Annotated in this window: 15 protein-coding genes; 2 read left to right on the forward strand and 13 right to left on the reverse strand. The window is 38.0% G+C overall.

The features are described from left to right. Window positions 1-5 precede the first annotated feature (5 nt). Genes GQR44_RS01985 through GQR44_RS02005 form a run of 5 tightly spaced genes read right to left on the reverse strand, consistent with a single transcriptional unit; the run spans window position 6 to window position 5,425 of the window. Complete coding sequence (locus GQR44_RS01985; RefSeq protein ID WP_166368689.1) at window positions 6-275, reverse strand: K+/H+ antiporter subunit F; 270 nt, start codon at window positions 273-275, stop codon at window positions 6-8. Continuing rightward, window positions 269-769: a Na+/H+ antiporter subunit E gene (locus tag GQR44_RS01990; protein WP_166368691.1), complete on the reverse strand. Its 501-nt coding sequence runs from the start codon at window positions 767-769 to the stop codon at window positions 269-271. The genes GQR44_RS01985 and GQR44_RS01990 overlap by 7 nt, the downstream gene beginning before the upstream one ends. Further along, entirely contained in the window at window positions 769-2,280 is a 1,512-nt protein-coding gene (locus GQR44_RS01995) for a monovalent cation/H+ antiporter subunit D (RefSeq protein ID WP_166368693.1), read from the reverse strand. Before GQR44_RS01995 ends, GQR44_RS01990 begins: the two co-directional genes overlap by 1 nt. Next, window positions 2,280-2,630 (reverse strand): Na+/H+ antiporter subunit C, encoded by a 351-nt coding sequence (locus GQR44_RS02000; protein ID WP_166368695.1) that lies wholly within the window; start codon window positions 2,628-2,630, stop codon window positions 2,280-2,282. Before GQR44_RS02000 ends, GQR44_RS01995 begins: the two co-directional genes overlap by 1 nt. Beyond that, the gene (locus tag GQR44_RS02005) at window positions 2,630-5,425 is read right to left on the reverse strand and encodes a monovalent cation/H+ antiporter subunit A (protein WP_166368697.1); all 2,796 of its coding nucleotides are present in this window, start codon (window positions 5,423-5,425) and stop codon (window positions 2,630-2,632) included. Before GQR44_RS02005 ends, GQR44_RS02000 begins: the two co-directional genes overlap by 1 nt. 1,022 nt (window positions 5,426-6,447) lie before the next feature. Between GQR44_RS02005 and GQR44_RS02010 the strand changes: the two genes are divergently transcribed. Both GQR44_RS02010 and GQR44_RS02015 read left to right on the forward strand, forming a co-directional pair. Continuing rightward, window positions 6,448-6,861, forward strand: a complete 414-nt coding sequence (locus GQR44_RS02010; RefSeq protein WP_166368699.1) for a YkvA family protein — start codon at window positions 6,448-6,450, stop codon at window positions 6,859-6,861. A gap of 10 nt (window positions 6,862-6,871) precedes the next feature. Further along, the gene (locus GQR44_RS02015; protein WP_166368701.1) at window positions 6,872-7,237 is read left to right on the forward strand and encodes a hypothetical protein; all 366 of its coding nucleotides are present in this window, start codon (window positions 6,872-6,874) and stop codon (window positions 7,235-7,237) included. Window positions 7,238-7,269: 32 nt separating this feature from the next. On the opposite strand, the gene csm6 is transcribed toward GQR44_RS02015, so the two are convergent. The 8 genes from csm6 to GQR44_RS02055 form a co-directional block, all read right to left on the reverse strand. Further along, window positions 7,270-8,472, reverse strand: coding sequence for a CRISPR-associated ring nuclease Csm6 (csm6, locus tag GQR44_RS02020; protein WP_166368703.1), 1,203 nt, complete (start codon window positions 8,470-8,472; stop codon window positions 7,270-7,272). 105 nt (window positions 8,473-8,577) lie between these two features. Further along, complete coding sequence (gene cas6 / locus GQR44_RS20015) at window positions 8,578-9,462, reverse strand: CRISPR system precrRNA processing endoribonuclease RAMP protein Cas6 (RefSeq protein ID WP_166368705.1); 885 nt, start codon at window positions 9,460-9,462, stop codon at window positions 8,578-8,580. Continuing rightward, on the reverse strand, window positions 9,462-11,630 hold the full coding sequence (locus GQR44_RS02030) for a TIGR03986 family CRISPR-associated RAMP protein (protein ID WP_166368707.1): 2,169 nt from the start codon (window positions 11,628-11,630) through the stop codon (window positions 9,462-9,464). Before GQR44_RS02030 ends, cas6 begins: the two co-directional genes overlap by 1 nt. Further along, complete coding sequence (locus tag GQR44_RS02035) at window positions 11,630-12,133, reverse strand: hypothetical protein (RefSeq protein ID WP_166368709.1); 504 nt, start codon at window positions 12,131-12,133, stop codon at window positions 11,630-11,632. Before GQR44_RS02035 ends, GQR44_RS02030 begins: the two co-directional genes overlap by 1 nt. Then, on the reverse strand, window positions 12,130-13,536 hold the full coding sequence (locus GQR44_RS02040; RefSeq protein ID WP_166368711.1) for an RAMP superfamily CRISPR-associated protein: 1,407 nt from the start codon (window positions 13,534-13,536) through the stop codon (window positions 12,130-12,132). The genes GQR44_RS02035 and GQR44_RS02040 overlap by 4 nt, the downstream gene beginning before the upstream one ends. Beyond that, window positions 13,529-15,088 (reverse strand): hypothetical protein, encoded by a 1,560-nt coding sequence (locus GQR44_RS02045; protein ID WP_166368713.1) that lies wholly within the window; start codon window positions 15,086-15,088, stop codon window positions 13,529-13,531. The genes GQR44_RS02040 and GQR44_RS02045 overlap by 8 nt, the downstream gene beginning before the upstream one ends. Continuing rightward, complete coding sequence (locus tag GQR44_RS02050) at window positions 15,088-15,660, reverse strand: RAMP superfamily CRISPR-associated protein (RefSeq protein WP_166368715.1); 573 nt, start codon at window positions 15,658-15,660, stop codon at window positions 15,088-15,090. Before GQR44_RS02050 ends, GQR44_RS02045 begins: the two co-directional genes overlap by 1 nt. Next, window positions 15,653-17,347, reverse strand: coding sequence for a hypothetical protein (locus GQR44_RS02055; RefSeq protein WP_166368717.1), 1,695 nt, complete (start codon window positions 17,345-17,347; stop codon window positions 15,653-15,655). Before GQR44_RS02055 ends, GQR44_RS02050 begins: the two co-directional genes overlap by 8 nt. Window positions 17,348-17,434: the final 87 nt, after the last annotated feature.

Consider the following 17,434-nt stretch of genomic DNA (forward strand, 5'->3'; position numbering starts at 1 on the left):
CTTCCTTATTCGATAATATCGCCACGTAATAAGTACTTACAAAAAGCTGAAGTACTTACAAACCCAAGAAGCGCAATCAATAATGCACTTTCATAATAAATGGCAGAGCCTTGGTGAAGCCCTAACAATATGATCAATGCAATGCTATTAATGTACATCGTATCAACGGCAATAATTCTATCTGGTGTAGTAGGACCAATAATTAAACGCCAAGTATTTAACGCTAAAGCACAACAAATTAGCGCACAAGCAATCAGGATAGCGACACTTAACATCCGAAAATCTCCTTTAAAGGTGCTTCATAACGATCTTTGATAAGGTTAATTAACTCTTGTTCATCTTCAAGGTGCAGCACATGCACATATAACCATGTTCGGTCATCTGACAATTCAACGCTCACCGTACCGGGTGTTAATGAAACACTACTGGTAAAAATGGTGAGTGGTAAAAGCTCTTTAATATCTAAAGGCACCGCAATGAAAGCGGGCTTTAAACCGCGATTGCTTTGCAACACACGCTTTGCTACATCGTAATTAGAGGCAACAATATCAATTAACAAGCGAAACAAATACATCACCGCCTTGATAGGTTTTTTTGCTACTGCTTCTTTCTCATTGAGAGGTGCGACAATCCAAGGAATAACAATCGCAAATACCGCACCTAACACCATATGACCACGACTAAAGTCATGTAAAATTTGCCACACCAACCATAATAATACGCTGTGGTAAGGCGTAGGAAACCAAACAAATTTACGTAATTTATCCATTATTTAGCGACCTCATTAAGTTGTTGTAAACTTAAACCTGCTTTAAGTTGCTCTGCAGCCAATTGTGTATAGTCGCTTACTGGTCCTCCAAAAATAACCATCAAAGGCAGTAACGCAACCAATATACCAATGGCCAAATACTGAATAGGATGCCCTTTTAGTGCACTGGTGTTTTCACCACTGGTTCGCCAAAATAGTGAAGTACCAGCCCGTGATAAGGCGATCAAAGCGATTAGCCCTCCCCCTAGTATGAGAGGGAAAACCCACATTGCTTCACTTGCTTTGGTAACTGATTGCAAAATCAATGCTTTACCAACAAAACCAGATAATGGTGGCATACCAATTAAACCGATTGCCAATAACACAAAGATAAAGCCTAAAACACCTGCCTGTGGCATTGCTCTAGCAGCAACAAAACGGTCTTCCGCTTGGCCACGTTGTTGTTGAATTAAACCTGTGAGCAAGAACATAGCAGCACAAGCAACAGTACTATGTAGCAAGTAATAAATCCCTGCTGAAGTAGCCTGTACCGTATTCAAACTGATGGTCACCAATAAAGTGCCAACGGATACAATGACCAAGTTACTACAAAGTACCCGCAAACTTTGACTAGCTAGTACCGCAATCGTACCAACAGCAATGGTTAATAATGCAATCGGCCATAACCAGGGTAAGGCGATATTCGCGAGTTCACCGGCTTGGTCACCAAACATCACACCATGTACCCGCCAAATACTGTAAATACCAACTTTAGTCATAATGGCAAATAGCGCAGCGACTGGCGTACTTGTCGTCGAGTAAGCTTTTGGTAGCCAAAAATGCAAGGGAAGCATCGCTGCTTTCAAACCAAAAACAGCCAATAACAATAAGGCACCAGACTTAGCGATCAGTAATTCGTTGTTTGAGAGTAATGGAATTCTATCAGCCATATCAGCAAAGTTAAGGGTACCTAAAGTGCCGTATAAAGTGCCTAATGCAAACAAAAATAGTGATGATCCAATTAAATTAAGGAATACATAATGGATGTTCGCCTGTATCCGTTGCTTTCCTCCTCCGTGGATCATCAGAGAGTATGAGGCTATTAACAACACTTCGAAAAATACAAATAAGTTAAATGCATCACCGGTTAAAAATGCACCATTAATACCCATTAATTGGAACATAATAAGAGGGTGAAAAAAGGCACCTGTTTTATCTTCTCCGGCACTTGCATATAGCGTTATTGATAAGCCTAAAATAGCACTTAAACACACCATTAATACCGAGAATAGATCAGCAACTAATACAATACCAAAAGGCGCGGACCAATCACCAAGTGCATATACTTGAATACCTTGCTGCTCAACCTTGAATAGTAATGAGAAGGCAACCACGACCAGAAAAACATTGGCGGTGATGCTCAGTACACGTTGTCGGCTTAAGGAGTTGCTTAAGCTTGGAAAAAGCAGAGTAACAGCCACAAAAAAAGGTATTAACACTGGGAATATAACTAAATGGTCAAACAAACTCATTAGGATTTTTCCTCAGATAGGGGATCAAAAGGCTCTATTCCATCTACGTGATCACTACCTAAGTCAGCGCGTCCTCGCATCGCTAAAATCACCGCAAAAGCGGTCATAGCAAATCCAATAACGATCGCCGTCAGTACTAACGCCTGCGGTAACGGATCGGCGTAATTTTCACTGCTGTTAAGTACCGCGGGTGCGCCTATGGTTAATCCACCACTGGCAAATAGAAATAAGTTAACAGCGTAAGACAATAAAGTAAGCCCAATAACTAAAGTAAAAGTGTGTCCACGTAGCATTAAAAATATGCCACATGCACTCATGAAGCCGACACAAACTGCGTAGACTAATTCCATTATCTTTCTCCTACTGTGAGTCGTTCTTTAGTCGTTAACTTGCCTAAGCTCGCTAATATAAGCAATGTCGCACCGATAACAGTGAAATAAACCCCGAGGTCAAACATCAATGCACTCGCAAGCTCAAATTTACCTATCCAAGGTAAGGAAACATATTCAAACCAAGAGGTTAAGAATGGTCGTTCAACAAACCAACTACCTAAACCAGTGAATCCAGCGATCGCTAATCCAATAGCGATCATATAGTGATAACTGATACTCACCCTTTTAGCCATCCAATCAACACCGTGTGCAAGGTATTGTTGAATTAACGCAATGGAAGTAATCAAACCGGCAATAAAACCACCACCAGGCAAGTTGTGCCCGCGCATAAATATATAAGCAGATATGAGCAAAAATAGGGGTAACAAGCTTTGTGAAACGACCAATAATAATACTGGATATTTCTCTTTAGCCCATAGTCGGCCATCGTAATCTTTAGTGCGCATTGATAAACGCATGCGAGCAATCACCTTATGAATACCCAATGCTGCAATCCCCAATACCGTTATTTCACCAAAGGTATCAAAGCCACGGAAATCAACCAGAATAACGTTCACTACATTGGTTCCACCGCCGCCTGCTTTTGCATTAGCCAAGAAGAACGCAGAAATACTATCCAAAGGATGGGTCATTAAAGCAAAACAAATACTACCAATAATACAACCTATTAATGATGCGATGGTCAAGTCACGCACAAAATGGCTAGGTCGACTTTTACTAGTTGGCGTTTGCTGAGGGAAAAAGTACAGCGCTAGTAATAACAAAATCACCGTTACAATTTCTACCGATAGCTGAGTAAGGGCTAAGTCGGGAGCAGAGAAATAAGCGAAGGTTATCGATACCACCAAACCAACTAGCGACAACATGAGTAAAGCGATGAGACGATAATGACTCCAAATTAAGGTTGCAAGTGAACCTGCAATGATCAATATGGCAGCAACCATCACGGCACCATTTATTGGCGTGCCAGGCATACTTCCTCTCGTTGTGTCGAGGTCAAACAAAGGCGGTGCGATCAGTAATAAAGCAAAGAAGCAGAGACAAAAAGCATAGCGTTGTAAAGAACCGTTCTCCAATTTAATGGTTATTTTTTGCGCCCACGTTACACAGGCTTGAATACACCCTTCAAATACCAATTTTGCATCAATATCTGGGAACATACCTGCAAATTTGAATAAATGTTTACGATTCAAATAAATCGCCACGCCACCAACAATAGCCAACGCACTCATTAGCAATGGAAGATTAAATCCATGCCAAATAGCAAGACTATATTCAGGTAGCGCATGGTTAAGCACCGCCAAAGAAGTACTTTCTAGTAACGGGCCAATAGTATAGTTAGGAAAAATACCGACCAACAAACAAATAGTCACTAAAATTTCCACGGGAACACGCATATAACGCGGTGGCTCGTGAGGGGTTTTAGTTAAACCTTTCGGCTCACCGTTAAAGAACACATCATGAATAAAACGCAGTGAATAAGCGACAGAGAAAGCACCAGCAATTGTCGCTAATACAGGGATTAACCAAGACATAGCACCTAAAATGCTTTGCTCTAAGGTTTCAGTAAAGAACATTTCTTTAGACAAAAAACCATTGAGCAGCGGCACACCCGCCATCGAGGCAGATGCAACCATCGCTAACGTCGCGGTAATAGGCATGTATTTCCATAATCCATTAAGTTTACGCATATCTCGTGAGCCAGATTCATGGTCAATAATACCTGCAGCCATAAATAATGATGCTTTAAAAACAGCATGATTCATGATGTGAAATATCGCAGCAATCGCAGCTAATTCAGTATTCAAACCGAGTAGCAATACGATTAAACCAAGGTGACTAATGGTCGAATAAGCTAACAGCCCTTTTAAATCATGTTTAAATAATGCGGTATAAGCCCCTAATAACAAAGTTAATAGACCAGTTAAAGAAACCACAACAAACCACATCTCCGTACCAGCTAATACTGGATAGAAACGTGCTAATAAGAAAATACCTGCTTTTACCATGGTCGCCGAGTGTAAGTAAGCACTTACAGGTGTAGGTGCAGCCATGGCATGAGGTAACCAAAAATGAAACGGAAATTGCGCAGATTTAGTAAAAGCACCAATTAAAAATAAACTTAGAATTGCAATATAATAAGGGCTTTGTTTTACCAATTCAGCACTGTTGAGGACGACGTCTAATTCGTAACTGCCAACGACTTGACCTAATAGGATAATCCCCGCCAACAACGCTAAACCACCAGCACCAGTGATCGTAAGAGCCATTCTAGCCCCTTTACGCGCATCGCTATTGTGTGACCAAAAACCAATCAACAAGAACGAGCTGATACTGGTCAATTCCCAATAAAGCCAGAGTTGCAGCATGTTATTTGACATAACAATGCCGAGCATGGCAGTCATAAACATGATCAAATAGCAGTAAAAACGCCCCATATGATCTTTTTCAGACAAATAGTAACGCGCATATAAAATGACCAGTAAACCAATACCTAAAATCAATATACTGAACAATGCAGCTAAACCATCGAGCCGAAACGATAACGATAAACCTAATTGGGGGATCCAATCAACACTCTTGCTAAAAGACTCTCCAGCAAATATCGCTGGCAAATCAAGAAGAATCAAACCAAGGGCAAGCGCTGGTAACAACGCAGTTGCCAGCGTACATGCGCTGCGACTCAGTTTATTGGTTAGTAAGGGGACGATAATCCCTAACATGGGTAAAAATGGCACCCAGAAATAATGCATTTAAGCGAAGCTCCGTTAACTAAGTAGTTGGTATTTTCGAACCACGATAGTGATTATTTGGATAAAAATCAATGTCTTATTATGTCTATATTTATTAAACCATTGATTTTAATATACTTATAATTTCACACTCAAGTTGCAATTCAAATAGTGTTTTTTTCTACGCTGATTATTTAGGTTTAGCTGAGACTTACTTTGTGTCTATAAAATTGTAATAAAGCCTATTTATTACCTAGGCAATTAAAGTAAAACAGTACTATTTGAATTACCACTAAAGTTAAAACTCATCATATTGAATATTTATTCAATATGAATATTCTTATCTAGCTTAGCTTACCATTCAATTAAATATACCAATAATAGTATTGGTTTTGAAATACTAGCGTTGTTAGGTAGTTGCAATAATATAGTTTTACGTAGTTGATATGTAATGACACTTAATTTTTGGGATTGTACTTCATGGCAGTTTCTTGAGGTTGGTAACGAATAGGCTCCATCGACATCTTATCTAAAGGTCATAAGTGACGGTATTGTTAGATTACTATTGACGATTAAAGCTATAACCTCAATCTAAACTCTAGTCACAATCAACCCGCATCCATTATTTTTGGCTGCAGAGCAATTTACCAGCATCCCATCAAACCTTAAGTGAGTTTTCACCTTCTTCTTTCAATAAGCATTTAAAGAAGCACATTGCTATTTCTTTAATTGTTTCGTTTCTGAACCAGAAAATATATTTCACCATCATCTAATCAACGCTAACCAAAAATAGTGTAGTCACCGATTTATATTGATGAAAACACCTAAATAATAACCCTGCGATATTACTAACTGACAGTTCCGCAGCACATAAAAATAAGTAACTACCTCTTAACTACTTAACAAATTTGTCATAAGAGAGAAAATACTATTAAAGCCTTACACTGTAATCATCGTCAGGCACCACCATACAACAGTAAAGCGGCATGACATTAAAATAAAAATGCGAAAAAATACAATAATATTTAAAAAGGAAGTATGCGATGACATTTTCAAATAAAAAAAGACAATCTACACAAAATAAATTTGAGCAAACTGCCCGAGATATCAATAGTGAAGACATTGAAAAAGCTGCACGTAATGGTGATAAAAAGCTGCAAGAATTGTACGAAAAATCCCCCGGTGCACTTATAAAACTATGGAATGATCTAAAACTCATGGTCCGCTTACTCAAAGACTATAGCGCAGGAACTTACACTGATGTCCCTTGGAAAGTAATGGCGTCAATCACTGCAGCCATCATTTATTTTGTATCACCTATTGATGTGATCCCTGATTTTATTCCCTTTGCAGGCTACATAGATGATGCTTATGTTATTAAATTGGCACTTGATTTTGCTCGTGATGATGTCTCTCGCTATAGAGCCTGGAGATCAATTAATCAACAATCTATTTAGGAGAAATTAAATGAAGAACACAAAAAGTGTACATACTATCATCCATGCTGCAGCGTCATCGGCAGCATGTGTTGGTGCTGGACTAGCACAGTTACCAGGGGCGGACATGCCGGTGATTGCAGGTATTCAAACGACCATGATTATTACAATAGCAAATAAATTTGGGGCTGAGTTATCTGAAGCAGCGGCCATGGATATGCTATTGACTGCAACAGCAAGCTATGGCGGTCGAGCATTATCACAGTACTTAGTTGGTTGGATCCCCGGTTGGGGAAACTCTATTAATGCGAGTACAGCTTTCGCATTAACAGAGGCTGTCGGGTGGGCAGCTGAACATCACTTTTCAAGCAATGATAAGCAATATAGCTCAACATAAAATTGGGGTTGAGCAACCGTCAAATGTATAAATTATTCGCTAAAAATAATTTGATCAGGATTCAGTTGAAGACCTAAATGCCCATTTTTGGTACGAGTACGAAACCCTTCTTCTGACATTTCTTTTTTAACGATACTAATTTCACAAAAAGTAATGCTTTTTCCTACCGCTATTTTCTTCAATTCACCTGAAATATCAAGTAACATACGGCTAACAATCGTATTAGATAAGCCTTTCTTTTCTATCGAATCAAAGCACTTTTTATTTACTTTATAACCCGCATTATCTTCTAACTCTTCTTTAATATCATCAAACCTATCAAAAGGTTTATCACCATTTAAATTTGTGCCAGAAATCTTTGAAAGCTCAAGAAACAAAGGATCATCCATTTTAAAATCAGTAATATCCTGACGGCTATAAATAGGCTCATCTTTACACGTCCTAGCGATGATTCGGTAAAAAGCGATCGTTTCAATAGGTAGGTTTAACTCAGTGCCATTTAGCAATACTCGGTAATCACGAGTAAATTCTAATACGTTTTCATTCGGTGTAAAAGACAATTGGTAAGCTTTAAGAATATCGCGGTAAGTTGCTTCTTGCGTTAGCATACCACCATCATTTTTAAGCGAATTATTTAATCTTAAAAAAGGAATTTTAGCGAGTTCAACAATGGCATCTTTTGCATCAAGAGAGATCTCTTCGCCAGTATTCCAGTTTTTAGAAGCAACAAAAGGGCTGGGCGTTTTAGTCGGAAACCAAAAATTAGCAGATTCAAATTCCGGCGCTACTAAAACGTGGCTCAATGTATCGCATGGTCGAGCAAATATAGAAAAGATATACCCCATATAAAAAGACATACTCTTACGCCCACCGGCAATGGAAGCATGAATAGCAGTATCATCATCTTTCACTAAAGTACGAACTGTTTGCGTTATTTGATCCGCCATTGATTCTTGATCATGTTTATTACGAATATCATTTAATTCATTCCCCTGTAAGTCTTTAACAATTTGAATATCTGTTGTTAATAGTGTCGGGATCGGTAAAGCATAATGCTCACAAAGCTCAGTTATTTTTTCATGCACCTTTAGTCTTTTAATTTCATTCGCGCCATGTAATGTTGTGAACACAATTATCCTTGAAGGAAAATTTTTATCCTTCAAGGCAAATAAGGTTTCAGTCACCACTTGAGGTGAGGAGCCTAGTACGGTCATTAATGTTGTTTTAACTGTCATATTGTTCTCATTATATTTTTAACAAATTTGTTAAAAGGTCAGATGGTCTCATTTGCAATATAATCCGCACCACAATGAGACGGTCACGGATGACTGCTCGCCAAATCACTGAATTAACTTATATTTCCCTAAACCAAAAGTCGTTTTTCCACCAATATGTAATTGTTCACCGATAAGTAACAAAGGTAATGACTCCGTGATTTCTCCACAAAAGCTGAATTGCCCTTTTAACCCACCAAAAGGAAGGTTTTTTTGTTCTTTTAATGAATAACGTTGCCAGTCTTCAAAATAACAATGAGCTGTACTTTTAAACCCACCTAATAGAGGTAGTTGTTGATTAACTTGCTCAAGCAAAGGTGAATCATCAACGACCCAAAAGCGACTTAATAAAATTAATCGTCGTTGAATTTGACGAAGGAAGAACTCAAGGGGTGGCGCATTACTTTTAACGATTCTACCTTGATGTTTCATACGTAAAGGCGTTATTAACTGTAATGCTATTTCATGGTTAATAGAGAGCTCGCGCGAACTATCAAGCTGCATCGAAATAGCATCGAATAACGTGTAGGTATGAATGCCTGTTTGCTGATTGGTTGGTAGCACAGAGCTCATACTTAATACTGAGAATGGTGTTCTATTTTTACCGAACCCCATCCTTTCACCCATTTTTAACGCAATAAATAAAGAATCAACAAGCTCAATAGCACTACCAAAAAGCGTTATCTCAAAATCAAACACTTCGTGCTGATGCCAATCCGTTTTATGATCAGCGTTTGGTGTAATAATATAAGGTTTGGGTTGTTGATTATCGTGCTCACCATAACAAATAAAAAATGCCTGCTCATCAGCCTGTTTAAGTGCATGACCAAACCAACCATGCAACATAGACCCTTTAAATGCAGGTAACACAGTATCTTTGTGAAATTGAATATAAACACGCAATTTCAGTAAAGAAAACTGTTGGGAGAGTTGTTGTAAAGGTGAATGCACTAGCATTGTCCCTCAAGATACTTAATTGCTTTTTCAACATCCTTGTCTGATAAGTTAATATTTTTATAAACTGATAATAAATATTTAGCTTCTTCATTTGTTAATGTTAACGCCTTAATATCTTTTAGAATATTGCGTAATTCTTTAATCTTATTTTTCTTTTCCGTGCCATTTAATTTATCTTGATCACTTTCGATAAACTCCAAAAATAATTTAGATTTTTCATAAAGACTCATATCGGAATTAGAAACATTAGCCTTTTCTTTTGCAAGCTTATCTTTAAGTGCTCTTTTTTCAAAGATCTCAAGATAAGTTTCTTGCAACGCTTTTTCATTGTTATGCCAAGTACTTTCTGAATCAAATAACTGTTTTAAACGACCCTTTCCAAAAGAAGGTGAACCGATAGGCTCATACTTACTTTCAACATCATTCAATGATTCATCATTATGGTCATTAATGGTAAGTGAATCTTTCGAATTTTTAACTACCTGAAAATCTTTTAATTTCATATATTCGAAATGATTTACATCACTAATACTCGTATCCGATAACTCTAATAAGTGATTAATTTGAACAGAAGTCTTCCAGCCATTTACTTTGTAATATACTTTTTCCATATGAGATTCAAAAGTATCAATATAAGTGTTTACCTTAGCCGTTGAAATGCCTTTTATTTTAATATTATTATCAGTAATTGAAAATTGAACAGCACCTGCACCAAGCGGTTTACCGTGACCTAACGAATGGCAATTGAATGAAGACCCACCTAACGTCAACGCCCATAATAGAGCTGAAAGTTCTTCTTGTTTTAAATTATGAAAGAATATTTTCCCAGAGAACTCACTACCCGCTTCAAGTAGTTCAAGTTTACTTTTAACTTTATTGGACTTGATCTCACTACTATCATTTTCTTTAAAATCCCTTTTTATCGGGTAGCGCTTCCAACCTGATAAAACAGAATTATCATTATTATAATCATTATAAGATTCAGGATCATTTTGTTGGATATAACCACCTAAGAAGGTTGCTTTAGGAGAAGATAAAATAACAGGAGCAGACGTTAAGTTATGCTCACAAGAATCTAAAGTTGCGTCTGAAAAAATAACACGACTTTTAAGACTCAATGCTTTTTCACGTAACGTACCGAACATTAATTCAGCCATATCAAAATAAGCATCCGCTGAATGGGCTTTATTTTGGTTATCCGCTAAATCCTTTGTACCATTTTTATAACTTACCCTTGGCATTCTTGCAAAACCTAACGAATGAACCTCAGAGCCTTTTTTCAATGCAAAAACCGGAATACCATGCTCTCGGTGTTCATTGTCTTGTAAATATTGAACCTGATCGGTTTCTTTACCTCTGATTTCGCAAGTCATGCTTCGGTGATTATTAAATAAATGCTGAACTTGGGCATCAACGTTAGAAGATTTAACACTGCGTTTATTATAAAAAAAGTAACTGAATTCATAATCAGATGCTTTTCCTTGCCCTTTTATACGTTCATTTGTGAACACACAGTGTCCACTCGTTGTACCTTGGTTAAAATCATCAGCCCAGCAATTTTTCTGCACACCTTTTGGGGCAGAGATATTTGCTTTAAATTCATTAGAAAGTTTGATCTTTTCATATTTTTCAATGGCCGTATCACTATTTCTAATATCTTTTTCCAAGACTTGATTCAACGTTTTATGCGATAACTTACAAAAATCAGATTCAGTAAACTCCCAGACTTTCTTGATTTTATTATATTTAATCCAGCCAGCCTGTACTTTGTTCTTTCCTATGACTTCTGTGAGGTAATGGCTTCGTGAAGAGATATCCCGAAACGAAAAGTGGCTATCATCAATTGCATTAAATTTACCGAAGCTAGCAATCTCTAACACACTACGTACCATGCCTTTTAAACTAGAGCCTGGAATAATAGGTTTGCCAGATGGGTCTCTCGCCCACTTGACCACTGAAATACCTTGTGCATCTTTTTCTTGCTCTGCACCAACACATAAAGGCGTTTTATTATTAAGGGTATATTCGATGGCACCTGACAACCCTTCTTCAAAAGGATGATCATGGCTCACTAAATGCGCCCAATCTGGCATATAAACCCACTTTGAAAGTGGGACAAAATGATAAGGTGCGTGTACTTGATCCTGTGTATCGTATGACATTATGCTCGCTCCTTCTCATTTGAAAATCCCACAAACTGTTGTGTTAATGGTAGCCAACGGCCTTTTTGGTCGCCTTCTTGTGATTGTCTCCACCAACAACGATATACAGCACAGGTAAATTCATTTTTTAAACTTTGACGTAACATCACTTTCTGTTCCGAAAAAGCAGTGATATCATCTGTGTCAGCATGACTCATCAACGTGACTTGAAAAAGATCTGCGCCAATCAACTTAACTTTTAAACTATTGTTGTTGTGTGCCCATTCACCTTCAATCAGGTCTTTTCGCGTAGGCTCCTCAGTACTCATCTCAACTTGGTCACGGTACATTACCCAACCTTCGGCAGGTGTGAACCCCTTAATTTTTTGAAGCATGTGTTCAGTGTTTAACTGCTCAGATAAAATATTAATACTCGCATTTGTTAACTTAGGTAACGCATTGCCTAACAACCTTGGATCATCTTGGCTGTGTACTTGTAATCTATTATAATTTTCTAAACTCATGCTTTAACCTCTTTTGTTAAATCACCTAAACCATCGATCCAAATGCCTTTTTCATTTTGCATCACCAAACTTGTGCCACGACCACTACCGGCCCCCATCGGCAATAAACCCAACTTAAGGTCATCTAACGTTTCTGCTAGTGCTTGTATTAAGGTTTCTGAAATACCTGCTCGGTTATCTAACCATAATTTCAGCGTAAACTCGGGTTGATATAATAGCTCTTCACTGTAAAGCGCACCGCTACGAACACCACCAGTAAAACGGTCAATACTATTATGTGTACGGATAATGGTATCTTTATAAATCAGTTCGCAATCATCAACTACTAACTTACCAGCAACGCTCTTATCATGATCATCATCAGCAAAACCAAACAGTTCGCTTAATTGTTCAGGGCGAGATTCCCATGTTTCATGATCTTCATCAGCAATCGTTTCAGCCCATTGTTGAGTCAGTTTTCGAAAATGGAAAGCAACACGATGCGCTAATATACCTTTCACGCTACTGCCACAAAGCACAGCTTGCTTTTCTTTAACAGATGCCTTTGAAGCAGCCCAAGTAATAACGGGCTCGCTATAACTCATAATATTGACATTATGCTCTGTTACTTTATTTCCCAATAACTCACTCCCCGCACCACAACGCCAATTGTCTAATGCTTTCAACGGTAAACTCATTGCGATTAAATGTTGTTTATTTGAAGGCAGTTTTATATTTTCGGTCGGTGCCGATATATTATTTAGCGCTTTTTGTAATGCATAGCCTTCTGCAGGGCCTTTAGCCAAATCAAAACATAACAGCTCACTTGCAACGATCTTAATTGCCCCTAATCCATTACGAGTACTTGCACCAAAGGCAAAGGCACGACTTTGCCAACAGGCTAATAACGCATCAAATTCACTTTCATCAACAAACTGATCATCAAACTGAACATTGATACTAAAACGACAGCCTTTAGGTAATAATAACAGATCAAATTTTGCCGTATCTTTAGCAACACCCCGGTCATTTAATGCAACTCGTTCACGGTGGTGTGGTCTCGCTTGTAATAAAAAAGAAAGCAAAGGATCTTTTTGTAAATCCTGTTGTGTTTTAATACCAACGACTGGCTTGTTTTGACTATCATGAAGTAAACCATTTGAAATTTTTAATGCAGATCGTTGTTGCATCGTTCCAAACCAAGCAGCACGAGCGTGATCACTTCCAAAAATATCTAATGCTTCTGCAACACTCGCCCAAACACCAGCAATACTAGTAGCAGGGATAGTTGGTAAACCATTATTATCACGCGCAAGTTGGGCGTCAAAAGCCGTTTCTCTATCGCCAGTATTAATCGCCATCGGGCTCTGAGTTTCAACCACAAGACGTACAAGATAACGTTTATTAATTGATGTTTTACTCATGGTTATCTCCTGGTGTTAATCCCAACTCGTCAACCATTTTATATAACCCTTTGTACGTTGATAAATCATAACGATTTAACTTTTCGAGTAACTCACGCATTTCAGTAACATTTAAGCCACTTAACAGATCTTTGGTGAATGCAGAAAAATCAGTATTGGTCTGTGCGCCACTCCAACTAATACCCCAGCCTAATTGATCATTGTCTGGCTTACAGATTGCATTTTTACCTTCAAAGACAGCTGCAGCCCATTTATTTTCTTTAGTGCGAATAAGTGTGCTTATTCTACGCCACTGGCTACTTGACGGACCCGCTTCATGACTATTCAAAATATTGTTATAACGACGCGCATCTTGGTAAGCTTGGACTATTTGCTTGAGCAATGAATTAACGCACTGTTTACGAACAATCGATTTTTTATCTTCACTCACTTTTTCTTTAACCCATGAAAGCAAAGCAGATGTTGTCGCAACCTCGCCTTTTTTGTCTACACCAGCTTTAATAATCACAGGGTTAAATAGCAGCTCACCATTAGATAATGAAGATTTAAACGCCCAAGCCGGATTAACACTGACCCAACCTAAACCTTGTTGCTTATTAAGCCCAATACCAGCTTCATTCAATGTATTTATTACAGCTTGGTCGACTTTTTGGTCCAAGTCATAAACTAAAACGGACCCTTTGCTAATTAAAACCTGCTCACTGTCCAAGCCACCTCGTTTTTGATTAAAACGACTACAACTTGTACTGCGAATATAGCTTTTCTGTTTATTCAAGTTGCCACTTAACAACGGATTAATACTTTGTAGCGTCGGTGTAAAAGTAGGGTTACCAAGATCATCCAAACATTCGCAATCACTCAAGCACCATATTACTAGCGTATTTTCATTATTGGTTGGTTCAGCAATCGTTGGTGAGTTAATCACATCAACGTGCACGCGTCCAAACTCACTATGACGAGAACGGCCAATATTTATGCCATTATTTAACGTTGTTTTTAACGTATCAAGTAACACATCATCTTCACAATCAATCCACCCTAAAAAGGTTTGTGCAGGTTGAATATATGAATAACTAAATAATTGGCTTTCTTTAGCGCCACCAGTTTGATTATTAATCGCCGTTTTAGTCGTTAACCCTTGTTTAACGACGGCCGATTGCGCATCACTATTAATATAACCATCGCGACATTGTTTATATTGCACACCCTCTTGGCGCTCAAAAGACACACTGGCATGGTTGCTTATTTCATTGGCGTTATATTTTCCCGTTGAATCTAGCGCATTTTTACCTTTTAAAAAATGCCAACTAGCCGGCACCGGTAAAGCAAGCTGATTATTCACCAATGGGTAACAATGACTAAATACACATTCACCCGTATGGAATAACGTCCAACTATCTTGTTCACTTAACGCGACATAATGCTTACTGGCCAATGCACCTAATATCGCGCTACCTGGTATATAATCTAAACACGCATCATTATTTTCAGAACTATTGTTTTCACTGACGATAATGGGGTCAATCGTTTTTAACGTATAATATAAACGCATTAAGAATCTCCCTTAACCTGACAAGAAACAGAAACAGCACCTAAACCGCGATGACGCTTTGCACCGCATTCAGTCACTAACGTCAATGCACCTTCTAACCACTGTTGAAACTCAGGAAAGTCACCATTTACGGTTAATTCTGCGCGTAATTTCATTGGCACAACCACTTCAATACTTCTTAACGCACCTTTTTTAGCCACTCCACTTTTTTTATCGATCGCAGTGGACTGCAAAATACGGAAAAGATGCTTAATAGCCCCTTTATTTTCCAAAAAATAATCCGTTTCTGATTCACTTAATTGAGCACTACTTATTTGAATACAGCCTTGCGAGTATTCGCCTTCATTTTCATAACCAAAAAGATCGCTAAGCACATTGCTATCAGCAAACCAAGCATTGTTAATTGCAGTATCAAACGCTTGACGTAATAACCCTTTAATACTTTTACCCGGTAAATAAGGTAGCTGTAGATGATTTTTTAATGCCAGTGCATCCGCATAAGCACCGCCTTCTTCGCCGCTCCCGATATGCCAATCGCTTTTAATATCAAAGATTAAAATATACTTATTCATTATTATCACCTTCATCTGCAATCACCGGCTGGAAATGGTCAACAATTAATAGGTCGTTAATAATACAATTCAACACACCATTTTCTTCGCTATACCACCCTTCAATAGCATCAGCCTTTAATAATGCTTGTATAGCATCACTCAAATGACTCATCGCGTTATGGTCAGAAGCCAAAGACTTAACACGATTAAACATCGCTTGCGCTTCATCTAAATCACCTTGAGAAAGTAACGTCGCCATTTGTCGCCATTTAGCCGGAGTCATTGCCTTATGTTTACTGATGTCATCTAAACGCTTCAGGTTATTGGCATAAACCTCTTCAACAAAATAAGCACTTTTACCCATAGTAATATGTTTATTATTATCTAAAGCAAATACTTGAGATTGCTCAAAAGCCTGATCAAACGAAGAGGAAATCGCATTTGATATACGATAAAAAGCGAGTGCAGCTGGCCCAACTTCTGTCTCCGATTTCGTTATACTTTTAGTGAGCTTTTTAGCATGTGCACATAAATCTTCAACCAAGCTCAAGCTATTTATAAACGGGTGCCCGGCTTTGTTATACAAAATGCCACCGCTTGCCGTTAAATAAGGTTTCATGCCACTTGCTTTTAAATGTTGATCGTAAATAGGCGCTAACGCTTTTTCAGAAGCGACTTTAAACTCTTTGCAAAATATTTGGCTAAACGTTAAGGCTAAATCGGCACGACATAACAAAGTAACATCATCCCCTCCTAATACAATGGGACGCATCGGTAAGTATTTTTTATTACCTTCACTTTTAATGGTATAAGTTGCATTATCGACAATCCACTGCGTCGCTGTTTGTGCAGCTTCAATGGTTGCTTTATTTAAAGCATCAGAAAACTGTCTGAAAGCATGTTGATAAATATTGTCATCTACCCCTTTTAATGCATCTTTAAGTCCCATTAACAAAATGCCTAACCCGTTGCCATCAATATGAATTAATGCAATATCACGTGTTGCTACCAAGTTTGTGGCTTTAGCATCAGCATGTGTTTGAAACTCTTTTTCAATATCAACCGGGTAATGGATTTCGCCTCTTAATTCAGGAGGAGTAAACCTATCTTGTAATGCCGCATTATCTTTCATCTCCAACGCTTTATAAGCTTGGCGATGATGCTCAGTATCAAGGTCTACACTATCTTCATTCATGGATGCTTGAAAGGCGAGTTTAGAAAGAGGGACAGCGACCTTGCCTGAACGTTGATAACGCGCGCTAATAGCACTTGCAAAAGGAAATTTAATAGTAGGGTTATTTCGGTCAGTCGCCAGCTGTTGGTGAGCTAAATCTAATGCAACTGGTAACTTATCTGCATGTGTTAACGCATCAGTAAATTCAAGGGAAGGGAAAAGCTGTTGTAAGGTTAATGTCCATAATGAACGTAACTTAAGGAGCGGTGTTTCGCTTTGACAATAACAATAAAAAGCCCCCCCTTTACAACGTAAAAAATGAATACTATTTTCATCATTTTTAGTTTTATCGAGCGCCAACAAATCAGAATCAAGACCAGCATTTAACAACACTTGGTTTAATACACTCTCTTTTTCAGAGTCGATCAAATTATCTAATCGCTCACTTGCAGCAATCACATCCTTTAATTTACCAGATCGAAAAAGGTATTGTTGAATAGACTTCGCTTCAAACAAATAACAGTAAATCATTGTTTCCCCTATTGTTGTTAAAAAACATGAGATAAATCATAATAAAGTAAATATTTATAAATATCATTTAATTAACTAATTATAGAT

This window comes from Psychromonas sp. SA13A, from assembly GCF_011378715.1.
Taxonomy (GTDB): Bacteria; Pseudomonadota; Gammaproteobacteria; order Enterobacterales; family Psychromonadaceae; genus Psychromonas.

Excerpts from the sequence above, each read along its gene's own strand:
- GQR44_RS01985 (WP_166368689.1), bottom strand. The coding sequence starts at position 275 with ATGTTAAGTGTCGCTATCCTGATTGCTTGTGCGCTAATTTGTTGTGCT.
- GQR44_RS01990 (WP_166368691.1), bottom strand. The coding sequence starts at position 769 with ATGGATAAATTACGTAAATTTGTTTGGTTTCCTACGCCTTACCACAGC.
- GQR44_RS01995 (WP_166368693.1), bottom strand. The coding sequence starts at position 2,280 with ATGAGTTTGTTTGACCATTTAGTTATATTCCCAGTGTTAATACCTTTT.
- GQR44_RS02000 (WP_166368695.1), bottom strand. The coding sequence starts at position 2,630 with ATGGAATTAGTCTACGCAGTTTGTGTCGGCTTCATGAGTGCATGTGGC.
- GQR44_RS02005 (WP_166368697.1), bottom strand. The coding sequence starts at position 5,425 with ATGCATTATTTCTGGGTGCCATTTTTACCCATGTTAGGGATTATCGTC.
- GQR44_RS02010 (WP_166368699.1), top strand. The coding sequence starts at position 6,448 with ATGACATTTTCAAATAAAAAAAGACAATCTACACAAAATAAATTTGAG.
- GQR44_RS02015 (WP_166368701.1), top strand. The coding sequence starts at position 6,872 with ATGAAGAACACAAAAAGTGTACATACTATCATCCATGCTGCAGCGTCA.
- csm6 (WP_166368703.1), bottom strand. The coding sequence starts at position 8,472 with ATGACAGTTAAAACAACATTAATGACCGTACTAGGCTCCTCACCTCAA.
- GQR44_RS02030 (WP_166368707.1), bottom strand. The coding sequence starts at position 11,630 with ATGTCATACGATACACAGGATCAAGTACACGCACCTTATCATTTTGTC.
- GQR44_RS02035 (WP_166368709.1), bottom strand. The coding sequence starts at position 12,133 with ATGAGTTTAGAAAATTATAATAGATTACAAGTACACAGCCAAGATGAT.
- GQR44_RS02040 (WP_166368711.1), bottom strand. The coding sequence starts at position 13,536 with ATGAGTAAAACATCAATTAATAAACGTTATCTTGTACGTCTTGTGGTT.
- GQR44_RS02045 (WP_166368713.1), bottom strand. The coding sequence starts at position 15,088 with ATGCGTTTATATTATACGTTAAAAACGATTGACCCCATTATCGTCAGT.
- GQR44_RS02050 (WP_166368715.1), bottom strand. The coding sequence starts at position 15,660 with ATGAATAAGTATATTTTAATCTTTGATATTAAAAGCGATTGGCATATC.
- GQR44_RS02055 (WP_166368717.1), bottom strand. The coding sequence starts at position 17,347 with ATGATTTACTGTTATTTGTTTGAAGCGAAGTCTATTCAACAATACCTT.